20 protein-coding genes are annotated in these 23,193 nt (G+C 74.3%); 12 read left to right on the plus strand and 8 right to left on the minus strand.

The window, feature by feature from the left end; genetic code table 11:
- Positions 1-214: 214 nt before the first annotated feature.
- Complete coding sequence (locus ACZ4WV_RS22225) at positions 215-508, minus strand: zf-HC2 domain-containing protein (protein WP_465749283.1); 294 nt, start codon at positions 506-508, stop codon at positions 215-217.
- A gap of 25 nt (positions 509-533) precedes the next feature.
- On the opposite strand from ACZ4WV_RS22225, the gene ACZ4WV_RS22230 reads away from it, so the two are divergent.
- The 4 genes from ACZ4WV_RS22230 to ACZ4WV_RS22245 all read left to right on the plus strand — a co-directional run bounded on the left by ACZ4WV_RS22230 (position 534) and on the right by ACZ4WV_RS22245 (position 5,287).
- A complete protein-coding gene (locus ACZ4WV_RS22230) occupies positions 534-1,130 on the plus strand; it encodes a sigma-70 family RNA polymerase sigma factor (protein ID WP_465749285.1) in 597 nt (198 codons plus the stop codon).
- Between the two features lie 215 nt (positions 1,131-1,345).
- On the plus strand, positions 1,346-2,764 hold the full coding sequence (locus ACZ4WV_RS22235; protein ID WP_465749287.1) for an MFS transporter: 1,419 nt from the start codon (positions 1,346-1,348) through the stop codon (positions 2,762-2,764).
- The gene (locus ACZ4WV_RS22240) at positions 2,761-4,101 is read left to right on the plus strand and encodes a cytochrome P450 family protein (protein WP_465749289.1); all 1,341 of its coding nucleotides are present in this window, start codon (positions 2,761-2,763) and stop codon (positions 4,099-4,101) included. Before ACZ4WV_RS22235 ends, ACZ4WV_RS22240 begins: the two co-directional genes overlap by 4 nt.
- 64 nt (positions 4,102-4,165) lie before the next feature.
- The gene (locus ACZ4WV_RS22245; protein ID WP_465749291.1) at positions 4,166-5,287 is read left to right on the plus strand and encodes an L-tyrosine/L-tryptophan isonitrile synthase family protein; all 1,122 of its coding nucleotides are present in this window, start codon (positions 4,166-4,168) and stop codon (positions 5,285-5,287) included.
- A gap of 37 nt (positions 5,288-5,324) precedes the next feature.
- Here the strand turns inward: ACZ4WV_RS22245 and ACZ4WV_RS22250 are convergent, their stop codons facing one another.
- The 3 genes from ACZ4WV_RS22250 to ACZ4WV_RS22260 all read right to left on the minus strand — a co-directional run bounded on the left by ACZ4WV_RS22250 (position 5,325) and on the right by ACZ4WV_RS22260 (position 8,332).
- On the minus strand, positions 5,325-6,116 hold the full coding sequence (locus ACZ4WV_RS22250) for an ABC transporter ATP-binding protein (protein WP_465749293.1): 792 nt from the start codon (positions 6,114-6,116) through the stop codon (positions 5,325-5,327).
- The gene (locus ACZ4WV_RS22255) at positions 6,113-7,147 is read right to left on the minus strand and encodes a FecCD family ABC transporter permease (RefSeq protein WP_465749419.1); all 1,035 of its coding nucleotides are present in this window, start codon (positions 7,145-7,147) and stop codon (positions 6,113-6,115) included. The genes ACZ4WV_RS22250 and ACZ4WV_RS22255 overlap by 4 nt, the downstream gene beginning before the upstream one ends.
- 102 nt (positions 7,148-7,249) lie before the next feature.
- Positions 7,250-8,332: an ABC transporter substrate-binding protein gene (locus tag ACZ4WV_RS22260; RefSeq protein ID WP_465749295.1), complete on the minus strand. Its 1,083-nt coding sequence runs from the start codon at positions 8,330-8,332 to the stop codon at positions 7,250-7,252.
- A gap of 169 nt (positions 8,333-8,501) precedes the next feature.
- Here ACZ4WV_RS22260 and ACZ4WV_RS22265 point away from each other — a divergent pair, with 169 nt between their 5' ends.
- Together ACZ4WV_RS22265 and ACZ4WV_RS22270 are read left to right on the plus strand one after the other, a co-directional pair.
- Positions 8,502-9,308 (plus strand): helical backbone metal receptor, encoded by an 807-nt coding sequence (locus ACZ4WV_RS22265; RefSeq protein ID WP_465749297.1) that lies wholly within the window; start codon positions 8,502-8,504, stop codon positions 9,306-9,308.
- Between the two features lie 48 nt (positions 9,309-9,356).
- Entirely contained in the window at positions 9,357-10,403 is a 1,047-nt protein-coding gene (locus ACZ4WV_RS22270) for a transglycosylase SLT domain-containing protein (RefSeq protein ID WP_465749299.1), read from the plus strand.
- Positions 10,404-10,500: 97 nt separating this feature from the next.
- Here the strand turns inward: ACZ4WV_RS22270 and ACZ4WV_RS22275 are convergent, their stop codons facing one another.
- From ACZ4WV_RS22275 to ACZ4WV_RS22285, 3 genes are all read right to left on the minus strand, one after another.
- Positions 10,501-12,585 carry a hypothetical protein gene (locus ACZ4WV_RS22275; protein WP_465749301.1) on the minus strand — a complete coding sequence of 695 codons (2,085 nt, stop codon included), beginning with the start codon at positions 12,583-12,585 and terminating at the stop codon, positions 10,501-10,503.
- Positions 12,586-12,789: 204 nt separating this feature from the next.
- Positions 12,790-14,364 (minus strand): lipase maturation factor family protein, encoded by a 1,575-nt coding sequence (locus ACZ4WV_RS22280; protein ID WP_465749303.1) that lies wholly within the window; start codon positions 14,362-14,364, stop codon positions 12,790-12,792.
- Between the two features lie 337 nt (positions 14,365-14,701).
- Positions 14,702-15,775 (minus strand): GAF domain-containing protein, encoded by a 1,074-nt coding sequence (locus tag ACZ4WV_RS22285; RefSeq protein ID WP_465749305.1) that lies wholly within the window; start codon positions 15,773-15,775, stop codon positions 14,702-14,704.
- A 429-nt stretch (positions 15,776-16,204) separates the two neighbouring features.
- Here ACZ4WV_RS22285 and ACZ4WV_RS22290 point away from each other — a divergent pair, with 429 nt between their 5' ends.
- The 5 genes from ACZ4WV_RS22290 to ACZ4WV_RS22310 all read left to right on the plus strand — a co-directional run bounded on the left by ACZ4WV_RS22290 (position 16,205) and on the right by ACZ4WV_RS22310 (position 21,450).
- On the plus strand, positions 16,205-17,563 hold the full coding sequence (locus ACZ4WV_RS22290; protein WP_465749307.1) for an acyl-CoA dehydrogenase family protein: 1,359 nt from the start codon (positions 16,205-16,207) through the stop codon (positions 17,561-17,563).
- A gap of 372 nt (positions 17,564-17,935) precedes the next feature.
- Positions 17,936-20,011, plus strand: a complete 2,076-nt coding sequence (locus ACZ4WV_RS22295; protein ID WP_465749309.1) for a sensor histidine kinase — start codon at positions 17,936-17,938, stop codon at positions 20,009-20,011.
- Positions 20,011-20,442 carry a roadblock/LC7 domain-containing protein gene (locus ACZ4WV_RS22300; protein WP_465749311.1) on the plus strand — a complete coding sequence of 144 codons (432 nt, stop codon included), beginning with the start codon at positions 20,011-20,013 and terminating at the stop codon, positions 20,440-20,442. The genes ACZ4WV_RS22295 and ACZ4WV_RS22300 overlap by 1 nt, the downstream gene beginning before the upstream one ends.
- Positions 20,439-20,822 carry a DUF742 domain-containing protein gene (locus ACZ4WV_RS22305; protein WP_465749313.1) on the plus strand — a complete coding sequence of 128 codons (384 nt, stop codon included), beginning with the start codon at positions 20,439-20,441 and terminating at the stop codon, positions 20,820-20,822. The genes ACZ4WV_RS22300 and ACZ4WV_RS22305 overlap by 4 nt, the downstream gene beginning before the upstream one ends.
- A gap of 52 nt (positions 20,823-20,874) precedes the next feature.
- The gene (locus ACZ4WV_RS22310; protein ID WP_465749315.1) at positions 20,875-21,450 is read left to right on the plus strand and encodes a GTP-binding protein; all 576 of its coding nucleotides are present in this window, start codon (positions 20,875-20,877) and stop codon (positions 21,448-21,450) included.
- A 79-nt stretch (positions 21,451-21,529) separates the two neighbouring features.
- Here ACZ4WV_RS22310 and ACZ4WV_RS22315 read toward each other — a convergent pair whose 3' ends face one another.
- Entirely contained in the window at positions 21,530-21,982 is a 453-nt protein-coding gene (locus tag ACZ4WV_RS22315) for a MarR family winged helix-turn-helix transcriptional regulator (RefSeq protein WP_465749317.1), read from the minus strand.
- A gap of 299 nt (positions 21,983-22,281) precedes the next feature.
- On the opposite strand from ACZ4WV_RS22315, the gene ACZ4WV_RS22320 reads away from it, so the two are divergent.
- Complete coding sequence (locus tag ACZ4WV_RS22320; RefSeq protein ID WP_465749319.1) at positions 22,282-23,136, plus strand: MBL fold metallo-hydrolase; 855 nt, start codon at positions 22,282-22,284, stop codon at positions 23,134-23,136.
- The last annotated feature ends 57 nt before the right edge of the window (positions 23,137-23,193 follow it).

Here is a 23,193-nt window from a genome sequence, read left to right on the forward strand (position 1 = left end):
TCAAGCCGCTGCGCCGCCGTGGGTCCGGCGCGTCGTGCCGTCGGGGCTCGGGCCCGCGTTCGCCGATTGCTTCCCGCGGGGGGGTACGGCGTGCCGCGCGGTCGCCCTGGACGCCTGCGGTGCCGCCCTGCGCGGCCGCCGCTCCCCACCTTCCCTTCGGGACCTTGCCATGCCTCATCACGACGGCATACCGGCTCCGGCCGGCGCCACCGTCCTACCGCTCCGCGCCCCCCGACGACTCCGCGCCCTGCGGGTCCTGCCGGCCTTGCGGAGCGTGACCGAACGGGCCGTGCGCCCTCAGCTCGGCCAGCAGCCCGGCAGACCACTCCGGCGACGGCCCTTCGGCGGCGGTCGCCCGCACGCGGCCGCGCAGTTGCTCGGCGCGCTCCGACCACTCCCGGCAGCCGGGGCAGCGCGCGAGGTGCTTGTCCAGCCGGGTGTCCGACAGGCCGCTCGGTTCACCGTCGAGCCGGGCGGACAGAGCGGTACGAAACTGCGCGCATCTCATGTGACCATCGTCCCGCACCGCCGGCATGCCAGGACGGCGACCCGGGCGGGGGGCGGCCGTGGATGACGACCAGCTCACCGCACTCGCCCTGACCGCCCGCTCCGGCCGCGCGGCCGACGTCGAGGCCTTCGTCCGCGCGACCCAACGGGACGTCTGGCGCTTCGTCGCCCACCTCACCGACGTCCAGTCGGCCGACGACCTCGCCCAGGAGACGTTCCTACGGGCGCTGCGCGGCCTGCCCGCCTTCGCCGGACGCTCCTCGGCCCGCACCTGGCTGCTGTCCATCGCCCGGCGCACGGTCATCGACCGGTACCGGATGGCCGCCGCCCGGCCACGCTGCGCGGCGCTGCCGGACTGGCAGGAGGCGGCGGAGCGGCAGGACGGCAGCCGGACGGCGGGATTCGAGGACGGGATCGCCCTCGGGGACCTGCTCGACCGGGTGCCGGAGCAGCGGCGGGAGGCCTTCGTGCTGACCCAGGTGGTCGGCCTGAGCTACGCCGAGGCGGCCGAGGTCGCCGGTTGCCCGGTCGGCACCGTCCGCTCCCGAGTCGCCCGGGCGCGCGAGGAGCTGGTGGCGCGGCTGCGGGCGGCCGAGACAGGTGAGCTGGCGGCGGCCTGCTGAGCGGGAGGTCACGGCGAACAGATGACGAATGACAGATGACAGATAACAGATTTCGAAATCTGTTATCTGTCATCTGTCGCCTGAACTCCCCGGCCACCGCCCGCACGAAAATTCCGCCAAGTGTTCGGAACCGGAGCCCCCGCGCCCCCGACTGCTGTACCGGACCCCGCCGCCGAGGCGGTGCCCGGTCCAGCAGCGGGGGAACGGAGGACTCCATGTCGACACAACGGCCGCCCAACTCGGAGCTCCTGACGGCCGATCAGGCTCCGCAGACCGACCGGTGGAGCCTGGTGGTGGCCGCCGGATTGCTCTCGTTCGTCGCGATGCTCGACATGAACGTGGTCAATCTGGCACTCACCGACATATCCGCCGGCCTGCACGTCTCCGCCGGGGTCGCCCAATGGGCCGTGCTCGGCTACCAACTGCCCCTCATCGCCCTGCTGTTGCCCGCCGGGCGGTGGCTGGACCAGGTCGGCACCCGGTCCGCGCTGCTGCTCGCGGTCGGCTGCTTCGCCACCTGCAGCGCGCTGGCCGCGCTCGCCCCGTGGGCGGCTTGGCTGATCGCGGCGCGACTGCTGCAAGGCGCCTTCGGAGCCGTCCTGTTCGTCCTGATGCCGGTCCTGGCGGCGACCTCCGTCCGGCCCGAGCTGCGCGGACGGGCGATGAGCGTGCCCGCGACGCTCGGGCCGCTCGGGGCGGTCACCGGTCCGGTGGTCGGCGGCCTGCTGCTGGACCACCTCGGCTGGCGGGCGGTCTTCCTGGTCAAGCTGCCGGTGTGCCTGGCGGCCGTCCTGATCGTTCGGCGGAACGCCCCTCGCCGCGGCGGGCTCCGCCCGCCGGACCGGAGGTCGCTCGGCGACGCCGTCCTGATCGGCGCCGCGGTGGCCGCCGTCCTGCTCGGCCTCACTCTGGCGCCGCGCGCCCCGCAGTGGCTGCTGCTCGCGCTGCCCGCCGTACCGCTGGTGCTGCTGTGGCTGCGCCGCCCCGGCGGCCGGCCGGTCGCCGAGGTGCTGCGGGCGGCCGGGACCGCCGGGGTGAACGCCTCGGTGCTCGCGCTCGCCGCCGGATTCGCGGCCTGCCAGTACCTGTTGGTCCAGCACCTGCGCGGGCCGCGGGGCGAGAGCGCCACCACCACCGCGCTGACCATACTGGCCTTCCCGCTCGGGATGGTGCTGGCCGGTCGGCTCGGCGGCCGCCTGGCCGACCGCTGGGGCGCCCGGCCGACGGCCCTGACCGGTGCCGCCGTCACCACGGTCGGTCTGGCGCTGCTCGCACCGGTCGGCGCCGACTGGTCCGCCCCCGGCATCGCCGCGCGGCTCGCCCTCGCCGGAGCCGGGATGGGCCTCAACGGCGGCCCCACCCAGGCCCTCGTGATGTCCGCCTCCCCGCCCGCGAAGCTGGCCACCGCCGGCTCCACCGTCCAACTCGCCCGCAGCCTCGGCTTCGCCCTCGGCCCGGCCCTGGCCACCGCCGCGGCCCTGGCGGGCGACCGCGCCACGACGGGCACCCGTACCGGTATCGCCCTCGCCGCCACGATCGCCGCCACCGCCGTGCTCCTGCTCGCTCTGCACCGACGCCCGTCGGCCGCAGGCGCGGCGCCCGTATCCATCCCACCGAAGGAAGCCCACCCATGACCGACACCGTCCACGACCCGGCGACGACCGGGGCCGCGCCCGAGGCGCCGCGCTGCCCGTACGGGCACGACCTGCCCGCCAGGCCCGTCCCGCTCTACGGTCCGGCCTACAAGAGTGACCCGTCCCCGCTCTACCGCCGGATGCGCGAGGCCGGGCCGGTGCACCGGGTGGAGTTCCCGAGCGGCATCCACGCCTGGCTGGTCACCGGCTACCAGGCCGCCCACGCGGCCCTCAACGACCCCCGGCTCGGCAAGAACCACAGCCTGGGCAACGCGAACTGGCGCCGGCTGGCGTCGATCATGCCGGAGCCGCAGCACTCGCAGCTCCAGGTCCACCTGCTGCACCAGGACCCGCCCAAGCACACCGCGATGCGCCGACTGGTGCTGGACGCCTTCGCCCCGCTCCGGGTGGAGGCGCTGCGCCCCCGGCTGCGGGAGCTCGCGGACGCCCTGGTGGACGACCTGCCCGCCACCGGCGGCGCCGACCTGGTGGCCGGTTTCGCGGCCCACTACCCGTTCCGCGTCCTGGCCGAAGTCATCGGCCTGCCCGGTAACTTGGCGACCCGCTTCGACCGCGACTGGGGCAAGGTGGTGCAGCCCGTCGGCCCGCAGGACCCGGGCCGGCCGGCGTACGAGGCACGGCTGCGCGGCCTGCAGACGTACATCGCCGACGTCGTCCTCCGCAAGCGCGCCGACTACCGGGCCCCCGGCTGGGTGGAGGGTGAGGACCTGCTCGGCCGGCTGGTCGCCGCCCACGACGAGGGCGAGTTGAGCCGCGAGGAACTCGACTCGATGGTGTTCCAGCTCCTGGTCGCCGGGCAGGAGCCGGTCACCAACCAGATCACCACCATGCTGATCACCCTGCTGCGCCACCCCGAGCAGCTCGCCGTGCTGCGCGAGCACCTCGGCGAACCCGGCCGGCTCGCCCGCGCGGTCGAGGAACTGCTCCGCTACGACGCCGCGTTCGAGCTCACCACCTGGCGGTTCTTCGCCGAGGACAGCGAGCTGTTCGGCAGCCCCGTACCCGCCGGCGACTCGGTGATCGTCTCGCTGTGCGCCGCCAACCGTGACGACGCGCAGTTCCCCGAGGCCGACACCCTCGACCTCGACCGCACGCCCAACGCCCACCTGGCCTTCGGCCACGGCATCCACTACTGCCCGGGAGCGGCCCTGGCCAGGGCCGAACTCCAGATCGCCGTCGCTACCCTGCTCACCCGGCTGCCCGGTCTGCGCCCCGCCGGCACGGCCGGGGACGGTCTGGACGAACTCGCCTGGATCCCCGCCGTCCTGGCCCGCGGCGTCAACCGGCTGCCGGTCGCCTACGACCGGCGCGTCTGAGCGCCACGCCGCAGCCGCGGCCGCCCCGAAGCCCGTACGCCCCATCCGTGGAGGAGAACCGATCATGCCGCCCGTCGGCACCGCCCCCGCCGGCACCAGCACCGCCGGCACCGCCCCCGCCGGCACCAGCACCGCCGGCACCGCCCCCGCCGGCACCAGCACTGTCCTCACCAGCACCGCCGAGCAGCGGTCGGCGACGCAGCTCGCCGCCCGCGTGCTCAGTCTGCTGCTGCCCCACCGCCGCGCCTCCGATCCGGAGGTCGACGCCCGGCCCGAGCACTTCCCGTTCCAGCTCGCGCAGTTGGCAGAGATCATCGATGCCGGTGAGCCGATCGTGTTCACCCTGCCGGGGTTCCCGTGCAAGTCGCCGAACCCGGCGAAGGTGCTGGGCCACCTGCCCGACGAGGGCGAGCGGCTGTCGCTGACGTTCCTGGACGACCTGTGCGCCCGAATAGGCCGGATCCACCCGCCCGGCGCGCGGATCCTGATCTGTTCGGACGGGCACGTCTTCGGTGACCTGATCAATGTCCCCGACGAGCACATCGACGCGTACTCGGACGCGTTGACGGCGATGATCGAGCGCGAGGGCCTGCGCCATCTCGCCACCTTCGACCTGCGGGCGGTGCTCGGCGACCTGCCGTACGACGAGAAGCGCGCCCTGGTGCACGAGCGGTACGCGCCCCGTGTCGAGGAGGTGCGCGAGCAGGTGCTGACCGAGGAGGAGACGTTGCGGCTCTACCGGGGCATCACCCGCTTCCTCACCGAGGACACCGCGGATTTCCCGGGCACCAGGTCGGCCCTGCAGCGGGAGTGCCGCCGCCGCGCGTACGGGGTGATCCAGCGCAGCCGCGCCTGGGGCGAGTTGATCGCCGAGCAGCATCCGCGGGCGGTGCGGCTGTCCATCCACCCGCAGCCGGCCGGGGCACTGAAGTTCGGGATCCGGCTGCTGGCGGCGGCCGACGCCTGGATGACGCCCTGGCACTCTGCCGTGCTGCACCGGTCGGACGGCACGTGGGAGTTGCGGCGCAACGAGGAGGCCGCGCGGCTCGGTCGGCTGGTGCTGCGCGAGGGCCGGCCGAGCCACTACGAGAGCGAGGGCCATGGAAGCCCCGGCAGCCACGAGGGCCGCGGAGGGCGGGAGGTCCACGGGCGCCGGAAGAACGACGAGAGCCGCCCGAGTCGCTGAGGACCGGCCGGCCGAAGACGGGCTACCGGAGCGCGAGCTAGCGGAGCACCGCGGCGTTCGCCGGGCTGCGGTGGTCGAAGGCGATCAGCGGGTCGCCGGTGAGCGGGTGCTCGACCACGGCGGCCCGGACGCCGAAGACCTCGGCCAGCAGGTCGGGGGTCAGTACCTCGCGCGGGGCGCCGGAGGCCACCAGGGCGCCGCGGTGCAGCACGTGTAGCCGGTCGCAGACGGAGGCGGCGGCGTTGAGGTCGTGGAGCGCGACCAGGGTGGTGCGGCGTTGTTCCCGGAGGAGGGCGAGGAGTTCGACCTGGTGGCGGACGTCCAGGTGGTTGGTCGGCTCGTCCAGGACGAGCACGTCCGGCTGCTGGGCGAGCGCACGGGCGAGCAGCACCCGTTGCCGTTCGCCGCCGGACAGTTGGGTGAAGCGGCGGTGCGCGGCCTCGGCCATGCCGACCCGAGTCAGTGCCTCGGCGGTGATCCGGTGGTCCTCGGCGTCATCGGCCGAGAAGGCCCGCTTGTACGGGGTGCGGCCCATCGCGACCACCTCGCGCACGCTCAACTCGAAGTCGCCGCCGCGCTCCTGGGGCAGGGCGCCGATGTGCCGGGCGGACTGGGCGGGCCGCAGTCCGGCGAGGTCCCGCCCGGCCAGCAGCACCCGGCCGGCGCTCGGCCTCAGGTGCCGGTAGACGGTGCGCAGCAGGCTGGACTTGCCGCTGCCGTTGGGCCCGACCAGCCCGGCGATCTCGCCTTCCTCGGCGATCAGGTGGACCCCGGCCAGGACCGTGCGGCCGGCCAGGGCGACGCCCAGGTCCTCGATGGTGATCCTCACGTGCGCTCCAGTCGTCGGTCCAGCAGGTAGAGCAGGGTGGGGGCGCCGAGCACCGCGGTGACCACGCCGATCGGCAGTTCCTGGCCGTCCAGGGCGGTGCGGGCCGCGGTGTCGACGACGACCAGCAGCACGGCGCCGGTGAGTGCGGACAGTGGTAGCAGGCGCCGGTGGTCGCCGCCGACGAGCAGTCGGCAGACGTGCGGCACCATGAGTCCGACGAAGCCGATCGCGCCGGAGACGGCGACCAGCACCCCGGTGAGGACGCTGGTGACGACGAACACCTCGCGGCGCAGCCGGGTGACGTCCACGCCGAGTGCGGCGGCGGTCTCGTCGCCCATCAGCACCGCGTTGAGTCCTCGGGCGCGGGCCTGGAGGAGGGCCAGTCCGGCGGCCACCGCGACGGCGGGTACGGCGAGTTGGGCCCAGACGGCGCCGCCGAGGCTGCCCATGAGCCAGAACAGTACGCCGCGGGTCTGCTGTTCGTCGCGGGTCTGCAGGACGAGGTAGCTGGTGATGCCGCCGAGGAACTGGGCGATGCCGATGCCGGCCAGGACCAGGCGCAGCGGGGAGAACCCTCCGCCGCGCCGGGCCATCAGCCAGACCAGGGAGAAGGCGGCGAGCGCGCCGGCGAACGCCGCGAGGGAGACGGTGAGGCCGAGCGCGCTGCCGAAGGCGAGGTCGAGGCCGAGGGCGCTGCCGAGGACGACGGTGGCGACGGCGCCGAGGGAGGCGCCGGAGGAGATGCCGAGCAGATAGGGGTCGGCGAGCGGGTTGCGGACCAGTGCCTGGACGGCGGTGCCGACCAGGCCGAGGCCGGCGCCCACGACGGCGGCCAACAGGGCGCGGGGCACGCGTAGTCGCCACACGATGAGGTCGTGGGTGCCGGGTCCGGGGGCGCGTCCGGTGAGGTGGTGGGCGACCACCGACCAGACTTCGCCGGGCGGGATGTCGACCGAGCCGAGCGAGACGGCGGCGGTGAGCGCGAGCAGCAGGGCGACGGCGAGGGCGGCGGCCAGCGGCCCGGCCCGCAGGGTGCGGGCCGGGCGGCGGTCGGCGGTGCCGGCGGCAGCGGCAGCGGCAGCGGCAGCGGCGGGGTCGTCGTCGGATACGGTGGGCGCGGCCGAAGTCACGTGCTACTGGCCGTTCTTGACGAGGTCGGCGTGGACGGTGGCGGCGATCTGCCGGACGGCGTCGGCGTTGCGCACACCGCCGATGGTGGTCACCTCGGAGCCGAGCCGTACGAAGTGGCCTTCCTGGACGGCCTTGAGGTCCTTGGTCGCCGGGAAGCTCCGCAGGAACGCCTCGGCGTCGTCGTAGGCCTTGCGGGTGGCCTCCTCGCTGCCCCGGTTGCGCACGGCCAGCTGGATCCAGTCCGGGTTCTCGGCGACGACGTCCTCCCAGGAGCCGGTCTTGAAGTCGGCATCGCAGTCGGCGAACACGTTGCGGGCCCCGGCCAGGCTGATCACGGCGTTGGCGACCTGCCGGCCGCAGACCTCCACCGGCTGCTTGGTGCCGGCGTCGAAGTCGAAGACGAAGTAGCCGGGCCGCTTGTCCTGCGGGACGCCGGCGAGCGCGGTGCGGACCTCGCCGATGCGCTGCTCCATGCCGCTGACGAGTTCCTCGGCGCGGGCGGCGGTGCCGGTGACCGCGCCGAGGCGGCGGATGTCGTCCTCGATCGCGGCGAGGTCGGTGCGCGGCGCTTCGGCGGCCTTCGGGGTGCCGGCGCAGGCGGTGGACAGCAGGTGGACGTGCTGGATCCCGGCCGCCGCGAACTCCTCCTCGCTGGGCCCGGTGGCGCCGCCGCCCATCATCGGCATGGCGCCGAAGGTGTCGACGTACAGGTCGGCGCCGGAGCCGAGCAGCTTCTCCTTGGGGATGGTCTTGTCGCCGAGCACCGGCACCTTGGCGCCCTGTCCGGCGAGGTCGGCCGGCAGGGTGCCCTTGCCGGGCGGGAAGCCGGTGCCGATCACCCGGTCGCCGGCGCCGAGGCGCAGCAGCATCTCCAGGCTCGCCGCGTTGCTGGTGACGATCCTCGCCGGGGCCTTGGCGATCACGGTCTCCTTTCCGGCGCAGTCGGCGACCTTGACGGGGTAGCCTCCGGGCGGAGCGGCCTGGGCGGTGACGGAGGCGCTCCCGCCGCCCCCGCCGCCGCTTCCGCAGGCCGTGGCGAACAGGGCGACGGCGGCCGCGATACCGCAGACAACGCGAGGACGCATGACAACTCTCCTGGTCGGTGATCGTGCTGCGGGCCCGTGCTGCGGACCCGGACCAGGTAGTCGGACGGGGTGTCCGGCGGGTTCCCGTCGAATTTCGCTTTCCGCGCCGCCGACCGGCTTCCGCGACGGCCTGAAGTGGCCTGGGGCGCCCGGCGCGTAGGGTGGCGGGATGGCCGAATCCACCGCGCTGCGCGACGACCTCGACCTGCCCGTGCCGCTCGGGCCGCACCGGCCGCGCCGGGTGGTCTCGCTGGTGCCCTCGCTGACCGAGGCGGTCGCCGCCACCGCCCCCGGTCTGCTGGTCGGTGCCACGAACTGGTGCAGTCACCCCGCCGACCTGGCAGTCACCCGGATCGGCGGCACCAAGAACCCGGACGTGCCGGGCGTCCTGGCGCTCGAACCGGACCTGGTGCTGGCCAACGACGAGGAGAACCGGCGCTCCGACCTGGATGCGCTCCGGGCGGCCGGGGTGCCGGTGTGGGTCACCGACATCCGCACCCTGGACGACGCGTTCCGCTCGCTGGACCGGCTGCTCACCGCCGCCTGCCGACTGCCCCGCCCGGCGTGGCTGGACGAGGCGGAGGCGGCCTGGCGCGAGGTGCGGCCCGTGGCGGGCGGTCCACGGGCGATCGTGCCGGTCTGGCGCCGCCCGTGGATGGTGCTCGGACGTGACACCTTCGCCGGGGACCTGCTGCGCCGCCTGGGCCTGCGGCTCGTCCACGCCGACCACCCGGAGCGTTACCCGGCCGTGCCGCTACCCGAACTCCTGGCGAGCCGACCGGGCTTGGTGGTGCTGCCGGACGAGCCGTACCGCTTCACGGCCGAGGACGGCCCGGAGGCGTTCCCGGGCGTCCCGGCGGCGCTGGTCAGTGGACGGTACCTGACCTGGTACGGCCCCTCCCTGGTCGCCGCTCCGACCGTGCTGCGGGCGGAGCTCGGCCACCCGTTGACCTCGGGCACGACGGGCACATCGTAGGATGACCGCCACTCGCCGGGACCACCGGCGACACGTGGGGGGAACCACATGAAGCCGAGCACCATCCGGCGGGCACTGATCCTGGTGTCCGCCACCGCCGTCTCGACCGCCGTCCTCACGGGCTGCGGCACCGAACACGCCGACGACCACCGGAACGCGGCGGCCGGCAGCACGACGACGGCCGCCACCGCCACGCCGGGCGACTCGCCGAGCGCGAGCCCGTCCGCGAGCGCCGCCCCGACGCCCACCGACGCGGCGACGGCCGGGCCCAGCGGCTCCCGCAGCCCGAGCGCGAGCCCCGCGACGGGCAAGTCGGCGAAGGCCACGCCGAGCACCCCGCCGGGCAACGCCAAGGCCGCCGCCGGCAACGCGGCCGGCAACCCGGCCGGCGCACCCGCGACCCAACCGCCGGTCGCCAAGCCCGTCATCGCCGCGCCGGTGCCCACCGCCAAGCCCGGCGCGGTCGCGCTCCCGCCGCCGCCCGCGCCGCCGGCCCCCCACGTGCCGCCGCTGCAGAGCGGCTGCCAGCCCAGCAAGCCCCAGCCGGACGAGCCCAAGGCAGCCGTCGCCACCGCTCTCACGGCGGCGGCGGGCCAGGCCCGCACGCTCACCCTCAGCTCGGGCGGCACCGACAAGCTCCCGCCGCTGCCGGTCAACCTGGTCAAGGCGATCGCCTGGCAGGAGAGCGGCTGGCAGTCCGGCATCCTCGCCTGCGACGGCGGGATCGGCACCATGCAGGTCATGCCGAACACGGTGAGCTGGATGAACGGCAAGTTCGGCACCGCCTCCGACCCCAAGACCCTCACCGGGAACGTCCAGCTCGGCACCCAGCTGCTCGACTGGCTGGTCGCCTACTACGCCGACTCCTCCTTCAGCGGCAAGTACGACCTCTCCCCCGACCCGGCCACCGGCAAGACGCCGCTGCTCGACCTGGTCATCTCGGCGTACAACGCGGGCGCGGGCAACGTGCACTACAACACCGTCACCGACCCCACCACGGGCGAGATCGTCGGCAGCCTGGTCATCCCGAACCCGCAGTACGTGGCCAACGTGAAGGCGCTGATGTCCGGCCAGCCGTGGAACAAGGCGGGCTGACGGCCACCGGCGCGCAGCGGCAGGGCCCGGGACGCGTGCGCGCGTCCCGGGCCCTGTGCGATCCGGCGCCGAGGCCGGCTCAGGTGCTGCTGAGGCGTCAGCCGCGCGCGGCGGCGACGGCGGCGCCCAGCGCCTCCTTGATCCGGGGGCCGAGGCGGGCGAAGCCGAGCTCCTTCATGGCGGCCCGGAGCAGTTCCTCCTCGCTCCTCTCGGCGCCGTCGCCGTCGATCCAGCGGACCACGGCGAGCAGTTCGTCGGCCGAGTAGGCGGTCACGGGGCGGCCGGGGGTGAAGTCCGGCTTCTCGGGACGGCCGGCGGGGGCCTCGGCGGCGGGCTCCTCGGCCTCGACGGGCTCGGGCTCGACAACCGCTGCCTCGACCGGCTCCTCGCCCTCGACGACCGGCTCCTCGACGGTCTCGGGCTCGACGACCGCGGCCGCCGCCGGCTCCTCCACCTCGACGGCAGGGACCTCCTCCACCGCCTCAGCCACCGGCTCGGCTTCCGCCGCCGGCTCCTCGGCCGTGAGGGTGTCGGGCTCAGCGACCTCGACGGTCTCGGCCTCGGCCCCAACCTCGGCCTCAGCCACCGGCTCGGCGTCGGTGGCGTCCTCCGCCACCTCGTCAACGGTGTTCAGCTCGGCCGCGGCCTCGTCCGCCCCGTCCGCTTCCACCTCGTCCGCAGCCGCGGACTCGGCCAGGGCCACGGTCGCGGCGGCGACCAGGTCGTCGGCGGCCGGGGAGGGCGCGGGGAGGGACACCACGGCGGCCGTGGCCTCCTCCTCCGTCACCTCTTCCGCCACTGGGGCCGACTCGGCGTCGGTGGCTTCGGCGTCCGGGCCGGACGGCGTCCCGACCGCCTCGGCACCGGTCTCGTCCTCTCGCTCGACGTCGACCTCAAGCTCGGACTCAAGCTCGAAATCGGGCTCGGCCTCCGCCTCGACGGCGACGGCGACGGCGGCGATGGCCTCGACCTCAGCCTCGACAGCTACGGCCTCGACCTCGGCCTCGACCTCAGCCTCGGCCGGAGCCGCCACCGAAACCGGCGTCTCCTCGACGAGCCCGTCCCGCTGACCGCCGGCCAGGGCCTGGCGCGCAGCGGCCTCGGCGTCGACGTCCGACTCCTGGACGCCCACCTCCTGGCCGTCCGCCTCCTGCACCTCCGGCTCGCGAACGGCCGGCTCCTCGACGGCCGTCGGCTCCGCACCGATGGCCCCGACAGCCCCGTCCGACCCCGTCAGCCCGTCCCGCTGCCCGCCCGCCAGCGCCTGGTGCGCCGCGTACGCGGCCTCGGCGGAGCGGCGGTCGGCCTTGGCGGCGGTGAGCTCGGCGAGCAGGTCGCCGAGGCCGGCGGCCTCCAGGGTGGCGCGCAGGCTGCGGATGGTGGGCAGCCGGTAGAGGGTGCCCTCGTCGGCGGCGAGGCGCTCGACCAGCTCGATCAGTTCCGCGAAGGCGAGCCCGTCGAGGTCCTGGTCGGGCAGCAGGCGGGCGAGCTCGCGCAGGCCGGTGTTGATGCCCTCGAAGGCCTGGGCGGTGCGGTCGACCAGGGCGCCGTCGGCGGGCACGACCGGGAGGGTGCCCGCGGGGGCGAGGGCGGCCCAGGCGCGGCGCTCGACCTCGGCGGAGGTGAGGGCCTCGTGCAGGTCCTCGCGGCGGACCCGGCGGTCGGTGGCGAGGGCGGCGGCCTGCTTGCGCAGCGAGCGGCCGCGCAGCCAGGAGAGCTTGACGCCGTTCTCGCGGCGCCAGGCGCCGTCCGCGGTGGCGGCGGCCAGGGCGGCGAGGTCGGCGTCGTACGCGGTGGAGGAAAGGGTGGCGGAGGTGCGGCGCACCCGCTGGAGCAGTTCGACGAGCAGCGCGGTCTTGGCGACGGTGTCGGGCTCGTCGAGCTTGACCTCGGCGGCCAGCGCGGTGACGGCCTCCCAGGTCTGCTGGAGGTCGCTTCCGCGCAGTTCGGCGAGGGCGGTGGAGGCTGCGCGGGCGTCCTCGGGGGTGGCGACGGTGTCGACGGCCGCGTACCAGGCGTGGGTGTCGGCACTGAGGGTGAAGGCGCCGAGTTCGGCGTAGCGGCCGAGGTCCTCGCGGAGGTCGGGCTCCGCGGCGGCGTCCTGGGGGTCCTTGACGTCTGCGGCGTCGGCGACGTCCGCCGGGTCGGCTGCGTCGGCGTTGCGCGAGTGAAGCACTGTCATGTGTGGTCCGGTTCTGGGCGTCGACGGCGGGGCGGGCGGGGAGGGCGCGACGGACCGGGTGCGCGGGGTGCCCCTGGGGCGGGGCCGGGGGCGCGCGGTCGGGCCGCCGGTTGCGGAGGCCAAGAATACGGGTGCCCGTTCGAGCCTTGCACGCACCCACCGCCGGACGGGCCGGTGTCGCGTGCCATACCGCCCGCCTGGCCGCTACTCGGGAGGGCCGCCCGGGTGGCCGGTGGCTGGTCCGGGCGGGTGGCCGGGGTGCTCCGTCCGGGGTGGGCGGGGCCGCCGGAGCCCGTCCAGTGGCACCTTGCGGGGGCCGCGGGCCGGTCGGCCGAGGGGCGGGCGGTACCCGGCTCGACGCAGGGTGTGGGTGTCGACGGGCGGGAGGTACTCGTGCAGCGCGGTGCGGTGCCACCACGCGCCGGTGTCCCGGAGTTCGCGCCATCCGGTGAACCGGTAGAGGTGGAGGGTCGCCCGGACGTGGGTCGGTGGGGCGTCGGGGAAGGGGTTGTGGCGCAGCAGTCGAAGGGTCGCCGGGTCGCCGGCCAGCAGGCGGGCGACGAAGGGCAGGAACCAGGGGCGCGCGTAGGCGGGTGAGATGCCGGCGAACCACATCATCCAGTCGAGCCGCAGGTGGTAGGGGGCGTACTGGCGCGGGAGGCGGCGCACGTCGCCGGGCTTGCCCTTGAAGCCGTACTCGTGCCAGGCGGTGTGCGGGGTGAGGACGGCCTCGTCGGTCCCCTCGATCACGACCTCCTGGCGCAGCCGGTTGACGCTGCCGAAGGCGCCGTAGGTGTTGACGAGGTGGATCCGGTTGAAGGAGCGGTTCATCGCCTGGCCGCGGGAGACCATGTTGGCCACCGGCCAGTAGCTGAGCACCAGGACGGTGACGGTCAGGGCGATCACCAGCGCTTCGTACCAGAGCGGGGTGTCGGGGTAGTGGCGGGCGTGTACGGGCAGGCCGAGGCGGGCGGGTTCGACGGCGGCGAGGGCGAGCACGATGGTGAGCCAGTTGAGCCAGGCGAAGTTGCCGGAGGCGATCAGCCACAGCTGGGTGACGAGCACGGCGCAGGCGGCGTAGCTCGCGATCGGCTGGGGGAGCAGCAGGCAGACGGGTACGACGAGTTGGACGAGGTGGTTGGCGGCGGCCTCGACCCGGTGCAGGGGGTCGGGCAGGTGGTGGAAGAACCAGCTGAGGGGTCCGGGCATGGGCTGGGTCTCGTGGTGGTAGCGCAGGCAGGTGAGGTCGCGCCAGCAGCTGTCGCCGCGAAGTTTGATCAGCCCGGCGCCGAACTCGACCCGGAAGGCCAGCCAGCGCGTCAGCCACAGGACGAGGGTGGGCGGGGCGGTGTCGGCGTTGCCGAGGAAGGCGGCCAGGAAGCCCGCTTCGAGGAGCAGGGACTCCCAACCGAAGGAGTACCAGGTCTGGCCGACGTTGACGATGGAGAGGTAGAGCGCCCAGAGCACGGCCCACAGCAGCATGGAGGCGCCGAGGGGGACGGCGTCGCCGAGTCCGGCGGCGACGGCGGCGGCGAGGGCCGCGCCGGTCCAGGCGACGGTGGCGAAGAAGCGGTCGCTGTAGTGGAGGTGGAACAGGCTCGGGGCATGGCGGAACGGGACGCGGGCGGTGAAGCGGGGCACCGGCAGCATGCCGTCGGCGCCGATCAGGGCGCGGAACTGCGCGGCGGCGGCGAGGAATCCGATCAGGTAGAGGCCGGCGAGCAGGCGTTGGACGAGCAGTCGGCTCAGCCAGTAGTCGGGGGCGGCGAACCAGTCCATGCGGCCCATGCCTACCATCGGCGGCCCGGTGGCCGGGCCCGGCCGGGGTGCGGACGGCGGGCGGTTCACCCGCTCGGCCCGGGGGCGGGCGGAGGGCGGTGCTGGTCAGGCGGTCCCGGGAGCCACCCGGGCGCCATCGGCGGCGCCGCCCGGACGACGCCCGCCGCCACGACGCCGGCCCGGACGACACCGTCCGAACCGCACCGCCCGGACGGCACGTGGCGGGGAGCCTCTCCACGGGGGTGAGAGGCGCCCCGCCACGGTGGTGGTCGGTGCGGGCGGTGGAGCGGGCCGGCGGCCGGGCCACGGTGCCACACGCGGGCGGTCGGTCGGCGGCTCAGCTCGGCAGGACGAGTCCGGACCCGCCGGCGACGCCCGGGCGGGCCGTCCCGGGGGCGGCGCCGGTCTGCTGCAGCCGGTCGACCAGCAGCGCGGCCAGCGTGCCGAGTTCCTCCTCGGTGCGGGACTGCGCGGTGACGTCCATGCCGACGGTGAGGACGCCGTTGACCTGGCCGGTGCGCACGGCCCGCATCGGGGTGCAGGTGAAGCTGAAGACCTGCTGGATGCGCTGCGCCTCGGAGCGGCCCTGGATCCGGACGTCGTTGAGGACGGTGGTGCGCCCCGTGTGGTACGCCTCCGTGACGGCCTGCTGGAGTCCGGCCGCACCGAGCTGGGGGTAGGCCGCGCCGACCGAGCCGTAGGCGACCGGGGCGCCGAAGGTCTCGGCGTGCTGGGCGTTGGCGTAGCGGATGTCCAGGCCGGGGCCGTCGGTCAGCATGATCGGGAACGGGGAGCCGTCGAAGGCGGCGAACATCTCCTGCTGCTGGGCGAGCAGGTTGTCGCGCAGCCGGATCTCGGAGAGCAGCGCCTCGGCGAGGTGCTGGATGTCGCGCAGCCGCTCGCGTCCCCACTGGCGCGGCTCCCGGTCGAGGACGCACACGGTGCCGATGACGGTGTTGGTGTCGTCGACGAGGGGGGCTCCGAGGTAGGCCCGGACGCCGAGTTCGTCCACGACCGGGTTCCCGGCGAAGCGCGGGTAGGCGAGGATGTCGTCGAGGGCGAGGGGCGAGCGCTGGGCGACCACGTGCGGGCAGAACCCGTGGCTGAGCGGCATCTGGCGGGTGGGGAGGTCGAAGGCGATGCCCCGGTCCGCCCAGGAGGCGCCGTCCTCGTGGGCGATTTCCGTCGAAGTTGGCGGGATGTAGAGCCCCCGGAACATCTGGCGCTCGTCGTTGATGAAGTTGACCATCGCGATGGGAGCGCGGGTGATGCTGGCTGCCAGGTGGGCGAAGCGGTCGAAGGCCTCGTCGGCGGACGGGTCGTTGAGACCCAGGCTGCGCAGCCTTCGGGTCCGCTCGGACTCCCCGGCGGCACCCGGGAACTGGCCTTGAGTGCTCATCACATCAGTCATGGCGGACATGTAATCAGACATCCGGGCGCTGCGGTGGAACCGGGACCGGCCGTCGTGTGCTGCTGATGCACAGTCAAAGCCGCATGTGAGCGGCCGACCGCAGACTGTTGAGCAGGGAAAGATCACTGCCCAGTGGGCGCCTCGTCGAAACGCCCCCGGAAAAGGAGGCGCCGAATCCCGCCAATCCAAGATCAGATCTGTGTAAGCCGGCAAGGCCATATGACAATGAGCCCTGCCGAAGACACGGACGGTAGTCCCCGACCCTCCGGGAACCCGCCCCAGGGTCCGCATGCATCCGGTTGCGAAGGAGCGATCGGCCCCGCCCCCCACACCCTCCACACCCCCACCGATCCCCTTGGGGGAGCGGCCGGAGCGGCATCGACGGCATGAACGGAGGCACGACACCCACCGGAACGAGAGGACGAGAGCATGGCGATGGACTACTTCACCGACGAGCGGCACGAAAGCCTCCGCGCGGAGGTCCGTGAGTTCGCGGAGAAGGAGGTGCGTCCGCAGGTGGCCCGGATGGAGGCCGACCGGGAGGTGGAGTTCGATCTCGCCCGCGAGATCGCCCGGCGCGGCTGGATCGGTGTCACCATCCCCCGGGAGTTCGGCGGCCTGGGGCTGGGGCACCTCGCCAAGACCATCATCGTGGAGGAGCTGGCGCGGGTCAGCGGCGCGATGGGTGCGGTGGCGCAGGCCTCGCAGCTCGGCGTCGCCAAGGTCATCCACTTCGGCTCGAACGTCCAACGGCGCGAGTGGCTGCCGAAGTTCGCGTCCGGAGCGGCCCTGCCGACCATCGCCGTCACCGAGCCGGAGTCCGGCGGCCACGTGCTGGGCATGTCCGGCACCGCGCGCCGCGAGCGCGACGAGTACGTGCTCAACGGCCGCAAGGTGTTCGTCGGCAACTCCCACATCGGCGACGTCCACGGCGTGGTCCTGCGGACGGGCACGGGCAGCAGGGGCCTGTCCGCCTTCCTGGTCGAGAGCGACCGGCCCGGCTTCCGCACCGGGGCGATCGGCACCCAGGGCGGGCTGCACGGCTTCAGTTTCGGCGAGCTCGTCTTCGAGGACTGCCGCATACCGGCGGCCAACCGGCTCGGCGAGGAGGGGCTCGGCCTGGACGTCGCCTACTCCTCCTCCACCCTGTACGGCCGGCTGAACCTGGGTGCCGTTGCGCTCGGCATCCACGTCGCCGTCGTCGAGGACACCGTGCGCTACGCGGAGGAGCGGGTGCTCTACGGCCGGCCGATCAACCAGCTGAACAGCGTCGCGCTGAAGCTCGGCGAGATGCAGTCCCGGCTGATGACGGCCAAGCTGGCCGCCTACCACGCCTCCTACCTGCTCGACCGCGGGAAGGCCTGCGACGCGGAGCTGATGAACGCCAAGCTCGTCAACACCGAGTACGTGATGGACTCGGCGCGCCAGGCGATGGAGATCTTCGCCGCCCGCGGCACCCAGGAGGAGCACCACATCATCCGCTACCTGCGGGACGCCACCCACGTCTACGCCCCGGCCGGCACCTCGGACGTGCAGAAACTGCGCTTGGGGCAGGTGGCCTCGGGCACGTACGGCAAGCAGTGGTCGGCCGAGCTGTCGGACGTGGCGAGTTGGGCGTGGACGGAGCTCAACCAATTGGAGGCGCAGCGGGAGGAACGGCGGGCGGTCCCGCGGGAGGAGCGGCGGACCGCCCCGCGGGACGAGCGGCGCGAGGAGCGGCGGACCGCCCCGCGGGAGGAGCGGCGCGGGCGGGGTGCCCTGGTGGTGCCGATCTCGTTGGCGGGCTGACCCGCCCGTTTGACCTGTTCCTGGCGGGTTTCCCGGGGCGCGTCCCTCGACGTCCCGGGAAACCGCTCCGGCTGCCGCTGCCCGCTCCGACCTGCGGCGTTCCGTCGGCGAACGCTTCCGCCGGACGCGGCCGACCGCACCACCGCCCGTTCACATATCGTCAGTTGATGTTGCAATCAGAGCGCCTGGGGCTGATAGGTTTCCTGCCGTCGGCGGCCGTGGCTGTACGCCGCCCGGACGGTGACACCGCGTCACCCCGTCCCGGCGGACCCCGGCCTCGGCGCCCTGAAGCCCGCCCGGGCCGCACGGGCCGACCACGCCGTTCGGACCCGCGACCCCGGCCTGCAACTCGGCCCTGCGACAAGGAAACAGATGCCAGGCATATCGGCCCCCCGCACGGGCCACCGCGCCGGCCGGTCCGGCTCCCTCCGCAGCTCGATCCTCGGTCTCGTCCTGGTCCCCGCGCTGGGCCTCGCCGCCGCCTGGGGCTACTCCGTCTACCTGCTGCGCGACGCCGGGCACCGCACCGGGCTGCTGGCCGGCACCGCCGTCGTCGTGGCGGTCCTGCTGGTCAGTGTGATCCGCGCGGCCCGGGCCGCCCGGGGGCTCTCCGCCCGGCTGACCGGCTTGCGGGCCGACACCTTCGCGCTCGCCCAGCACGAGATCCCCGAGGTGGTCGGGCGGCTGCGCGCCGGGGAGACCGTCCTCGTCCCGCCGGCCTGGGCGCCGTCCCGGCGGAGCGGCGACGAGGTCCAGCATGCCTCCGACGGCCTGGCCGCCGTCCGCCAGGCCGCGGTCGCGGCCATCGTCCACCAGGCCCAGGGCCGGGAGGGGACGAAGAAGGTCTTCCTCAACATCGCCCGCCGCACCCAGATCCTGATCCACCGGCAGATCAGCATGCTGGACGCGCTGGAGCGCGAGCACGAGGAACCCGAGCTGCTGCGCGAGCTGTTCGCGGTCGACCACCTGGCCACCCGGATGCGGCGCAACGCCGAGAACCTGGTCATCCTGGGCGGGGCGCTGCCCGCCCGGCGCTGGCGCAACGCCGTGCCCGTGGTCAACGTCCTGCGCAGCGCCGTCTCCGAGACGGAGAACTACTCCCGCGTCGTCGTCCAGGGCGTGCCCCGGGTCTCGCTCAGCGGGCAGGCCGTCGCCGACCTGATCCACCTGGTCGCCGAGCTGATCGAGAACGGCACCACCTTCTCCCCGCCGTACACCCAGGTGCAGGTCGCCGCGCAGGAGGTCCCCAAGGGCCTGGCGGTCGAGGTCGAGGACCGCGGCCTCGGCATGACCGAGGAGGAGTACGAGCGGCTCAACGCGTACCTGGCCAACCCGCCCGAGCTGGACGTCTCCGCGCTCGGCGACGACCTGCGGCTCGGCCTGTTCGTCGTCGCGCGGCTGGCCGCCCGGCACGACATCCAGGTCACCCTGCGGCCCTCGCCGTACGGCGGCACCCGGGCCGTGGTGCTGGTGCCGTCGGTGCTGCTGGAGCAGCCCGAGCAGCCGGCCACGGTGCCCGGGCTGCCCTCCGGCGCGCGGGTCACCCGGACGCCGGTGCCGGAGCAGCGGGCGGCGGCGGACGGCGCGTCCGCCGGTCCTTCCGCCGCTGCCGTCGAGGCGCCCGGGCCAGGTGGACCAGGTGGACCGGCCGGACTGGCTGGACCGGCCGGCGCCGGGGTTACGGGCGGTGGTGTGGTCGTCGGTGAGCTGCTGGGCCGGTCGGACGGGGAGGGTGACGCCGTCCCCGGCGACGGCGGGCTGCCGGTGGGCGCCCAGATCCCCGGGCTGCCCGGTGCGGTGGTCGTGCCCCGGCCCGTGCTGCCCCGGCCGTACGACCTCCCGGCCGATCCGTCGGAGCTCGCCGCCGATCCGCTCCCCGCGTCCGGCGGGACGGCCGGGGACGCTTCCGGCGCTCCCGTCGGGGCCGGGCCGGACATCGGGCCCGGCAGCGCCTTCGACTCCGTGCCCGCCGACCGGTCGGCGCCCAGCCACGAACGCCCCCGGGAGGACCAGGTGGAGCACGGGCCGGACGGTGAGCTGCGCACCCCGCGGATCCTGCCGCAGCGGGTCCGCAACGCCAGCCTCGCCGAGCAGCTCCGCGAAGCCAACGCGCCCGGCGCGATGATGCCGCCGGTGACGCCGGTGCCCCCGGCGCCCTCGGTACCCCAGGCCTCGCCGGCCCAGCCGTACGGGCCGCACGCAGCTCCCGGCGGATCCCGCCACGACGGCGGCGTCGAGGACGACTCCTCCCCGGCGCGCTCGCGCGCCACCATGGCCGCCATCCAGCGCGGCACCCGGAGCGCCCGCGCGGCCGGCACCGAACCGGACGCACCCACCATGACCGCCAAGCCGGCGGCGCCTTCCGCCTCTCAGGACGCCCCCGGGCACGTCTCCGGGAACGCCCCCGCGGAAGCGCCCGCCGCCCAGGAAGCCAAGGAACAGCAGTGATGACGCAGCACACCGAGACCCAGCGCGACCTCAACTGGCTGCTGGACCAGCTGGTGGCGCGGGTCCCCGAGACCCGGCACGCCATCGTCCTCTCCGAGGACGGCCTGCTGGTCGGCATGGACCAGGGCCTCGACCGGGCCGACGCCGAGCACCTGTCCGCCGTCGCCTCGGGCCTGCAGAGCCTCGCCCGCGGCGCCGGGCACCGCTTCAACGGCGGCCGGGTCCGGCAGACCGTGGTCGAGATGGACCAGCTGTTCCTGTTCGTCACCACCGCCGGGCAGGGCGCCCGGCTCGCCGTCCTCACCAGCGAGCAGGTGGACGCCGGGCTGATGGCCTACGAGATCAACATGCTGGTGAAGCAGGTCGGGCAGTACCTCACCGCGGCGCCGCGCAGCGACGCGGGCCAGGTCAGCGCGGGTGGCGGTGCGTGACCACCGCCGACGCCGACGAGGGCTGGTTCTACGACAAGGACGCCGGCCACCTGGTCCGTCCCTACGCGATCACCAACGGGCGCACCGGCCCGGTCCGGTCCGGCTTCGCGCTGATCACCCTGGTGGTCACTGCCGACCCGCGCACCGACACCAGCCGGCTGGCGCCAGAACCGGCCGCGATCATCGACCTGTGCCGCGAACGCCCGCTGGCGGTGGCCGAGATCGCGGCCACCCTGGACCTGCCGGTGAGCGTGGTCAAGGTGCTGCTGGACGACCTCGCGGAGGCCCGGCTGATCCTCACCCGGGCGCCGGTCCAGCTCGCCGAGGCGCCGGACATCTCGCTGATCCAGGCCGTGATCGAGGGCGTCCGCCGGCTCTGACCGGTGGACCGGCCCCGCACGCGACTCCCAGTTCCCCTCCAGGAGACCCGAATTGACGATCAAGAGCCTGGTGCCGGGCGCGGTGAAGATCCTCGTCGCCGGCGGCTTCGGTGTCGGCAAGACCACCATGGTCGGCTCGGTCAGCGAGATCGAACCGCTGCAGACCGAGGAGCGGATGACCCGCGCCAGCGTCGGGATCGACAGCCTCGACGGCGTCCAGGACAAGTCCACCACCACGGTGGCGATGGACTTCGGGCGGATCACCCTGCGCGAGGACCTGGTGCTCTACCTCTTCGGCACGCCGGGCCAGTTCCGGTTCTGGTTCATGTGGGACGACCTCGCGCTCGGCGCCCTGGGGGCGATCGTCCTCGCGGACACCCGGCGGCTCGAATCCAGCTTCGCCGCCGTGGACTTCTTCGAGCAGCGGGGCATCCCGTTCGCGATCGGCGTCAACTGCTTCCACGGCCGGCGCGAGGCCAGCCCGGAGGACGTGCGCCGCGCCCTCGACCTCGGGCCGGAGGTGCCGGTGGTGCTGTGCGACGTCCGGGAACGGGCGTCCAGCAAGGAACTGCTGCTCGCCCTGCTCGACCGGGTGCACCGGGACGCGCTGGCGGCCGGGCGGCGGTGACGGCGGCCTCCCGCCGCCCCGCCCGGACCTGCGAGGATCAGGCCCTCACGCTCACGCCTGCGCGGTCACGCCTGCGCGGTCACGCCTTCGTCGGGGTGAGCGCGCTCAACGCGTCGACCAGGGTGGCCAGTTCGGGGACGTCCGCGGCCTGGGCCAGCGTCGCCTCCAGGGTGGCGTCGTGCACCGGGCGGGCGGCCTCCAGCAGGGCGCGGCCAGCCGCCGTCAGCTCGGTGTAGATGCCCCGGCGGTCGTCCGCGCAGAGGTAGCGGCTGAGCAGGCCCCGCTCCTCCAGCCGGGCCACCAGCCGGGTGGTCGCGCTGCTGCTCAGCGCCGCCGCGCGGGCCAGCTGCTGCATCCGCATGTGCCAGCCGTCCTGCCGGGACAGCGCCTCCAGCACGGTGTACTCGACGACCGAGAGCTGGTGCTCGGCCTGGAGCGCCTTCTCCAGGGCGGCGTCGATCAACCCGTGCAGCGCGGCGAGCGTGCGCCAGCCGCTGGCCCGGACCTCGGCGGCATCGTCGCGGATCCCCATGGCTCGCCTTCCCTTCGCGTTCACCCGTACGCCCCGTTGCGTCTCCTGTTCGACAGTATGCCAGTTGGCGCCGATTATCTGACTCTGCAATTACTTCGGATTCCAGGCCTCGGGGAGGATCACCGCCGCCCGGTGGCCTCGCCGACGGACTCGCGCACCTGCCGGGTTCCTCGACGGCGCCGGGCGGCCGGGCCGCAGCCCCGGGCTGCTACCGTCGCGGCGGCGGCGCGTCGGCGTCCGCCCCGGACGAGATGTGCGCCGTACCCGGCCCGCGAGGACGACGCACCGAGGGAGACGCCATGGCCGCCGGCACGCCGATCGCCCGCCCGCTGGACGTGCGGTGGATCCACGGCTCACCGTCCGCGAAGCACAACGCGGACCCGGACATCCAGGTCCACGCGTACGACGAGCACACCGTCATCCTGCGGCAGAACAAGGCGGTCGACTACGAAGCGCCGTTCCTGTTCCTGCTGTTCGGGGCGGAACGGGCGGTGCTGATCGACACCGGCGCCACGGCCGAGGCCGAGTACTTCCCGCTGCGCGCCACCGTCGACGGCCTGATGGCGACGTGGCTCGCCCGCAACCCCCGGCAGGACTATCCCCTGCTGGTGCTCCACACCCATCCGCACGGCGACCACATCGCCGGGGACGGCCAGTTCACCGACCGGCCCGCGACCACCCTGGTCGGCGGCGACCGGCCCACGGCCTGGGCGTACTTCGGCTTCGACCGGGCCCCGGAGGCCACCGCCCGGGTCGACCTCGGCGGCGGGCGGGTGCTGGAATGCCTGGCCACCCCCGGCCACCACGAGGCGGCGGTCACCTACTACGACCCGTGGACGGGCTTCCTGCTCACCGGCGACACCGTCTACCCGGGCCGGCTCTACATCGACGACTGGCCCGCCTTCGGGCGCACCGTCGAGCGGCTGGTCGAGTTCGCCGAGAGCCGCCCCGTCACGTACGTGCTCGGCTGCCACATCGAGATGACCCGCACCCCGGGCGTCGACTACCCGATCCGCACCACCTACCAGCCCGACGAGCCCCCGCTCCAGCTCACCGTCGACCACCTGCGCCGCATCCGGGCCGCCCTCGCCGAGCTGGGCGACCGGCCGCGCCGCCACGCGCTGGATCACCTGATCCTCTGGCCGACGGACTGAGCGCCGCGCCGCGCGCGCTGGGCGCGGGCCGGGAGTTCGACGGTGAGATCCGGGTCG

This window comes from Kitasatospora sp. NPDC029312, assembly GCF_055569215.1.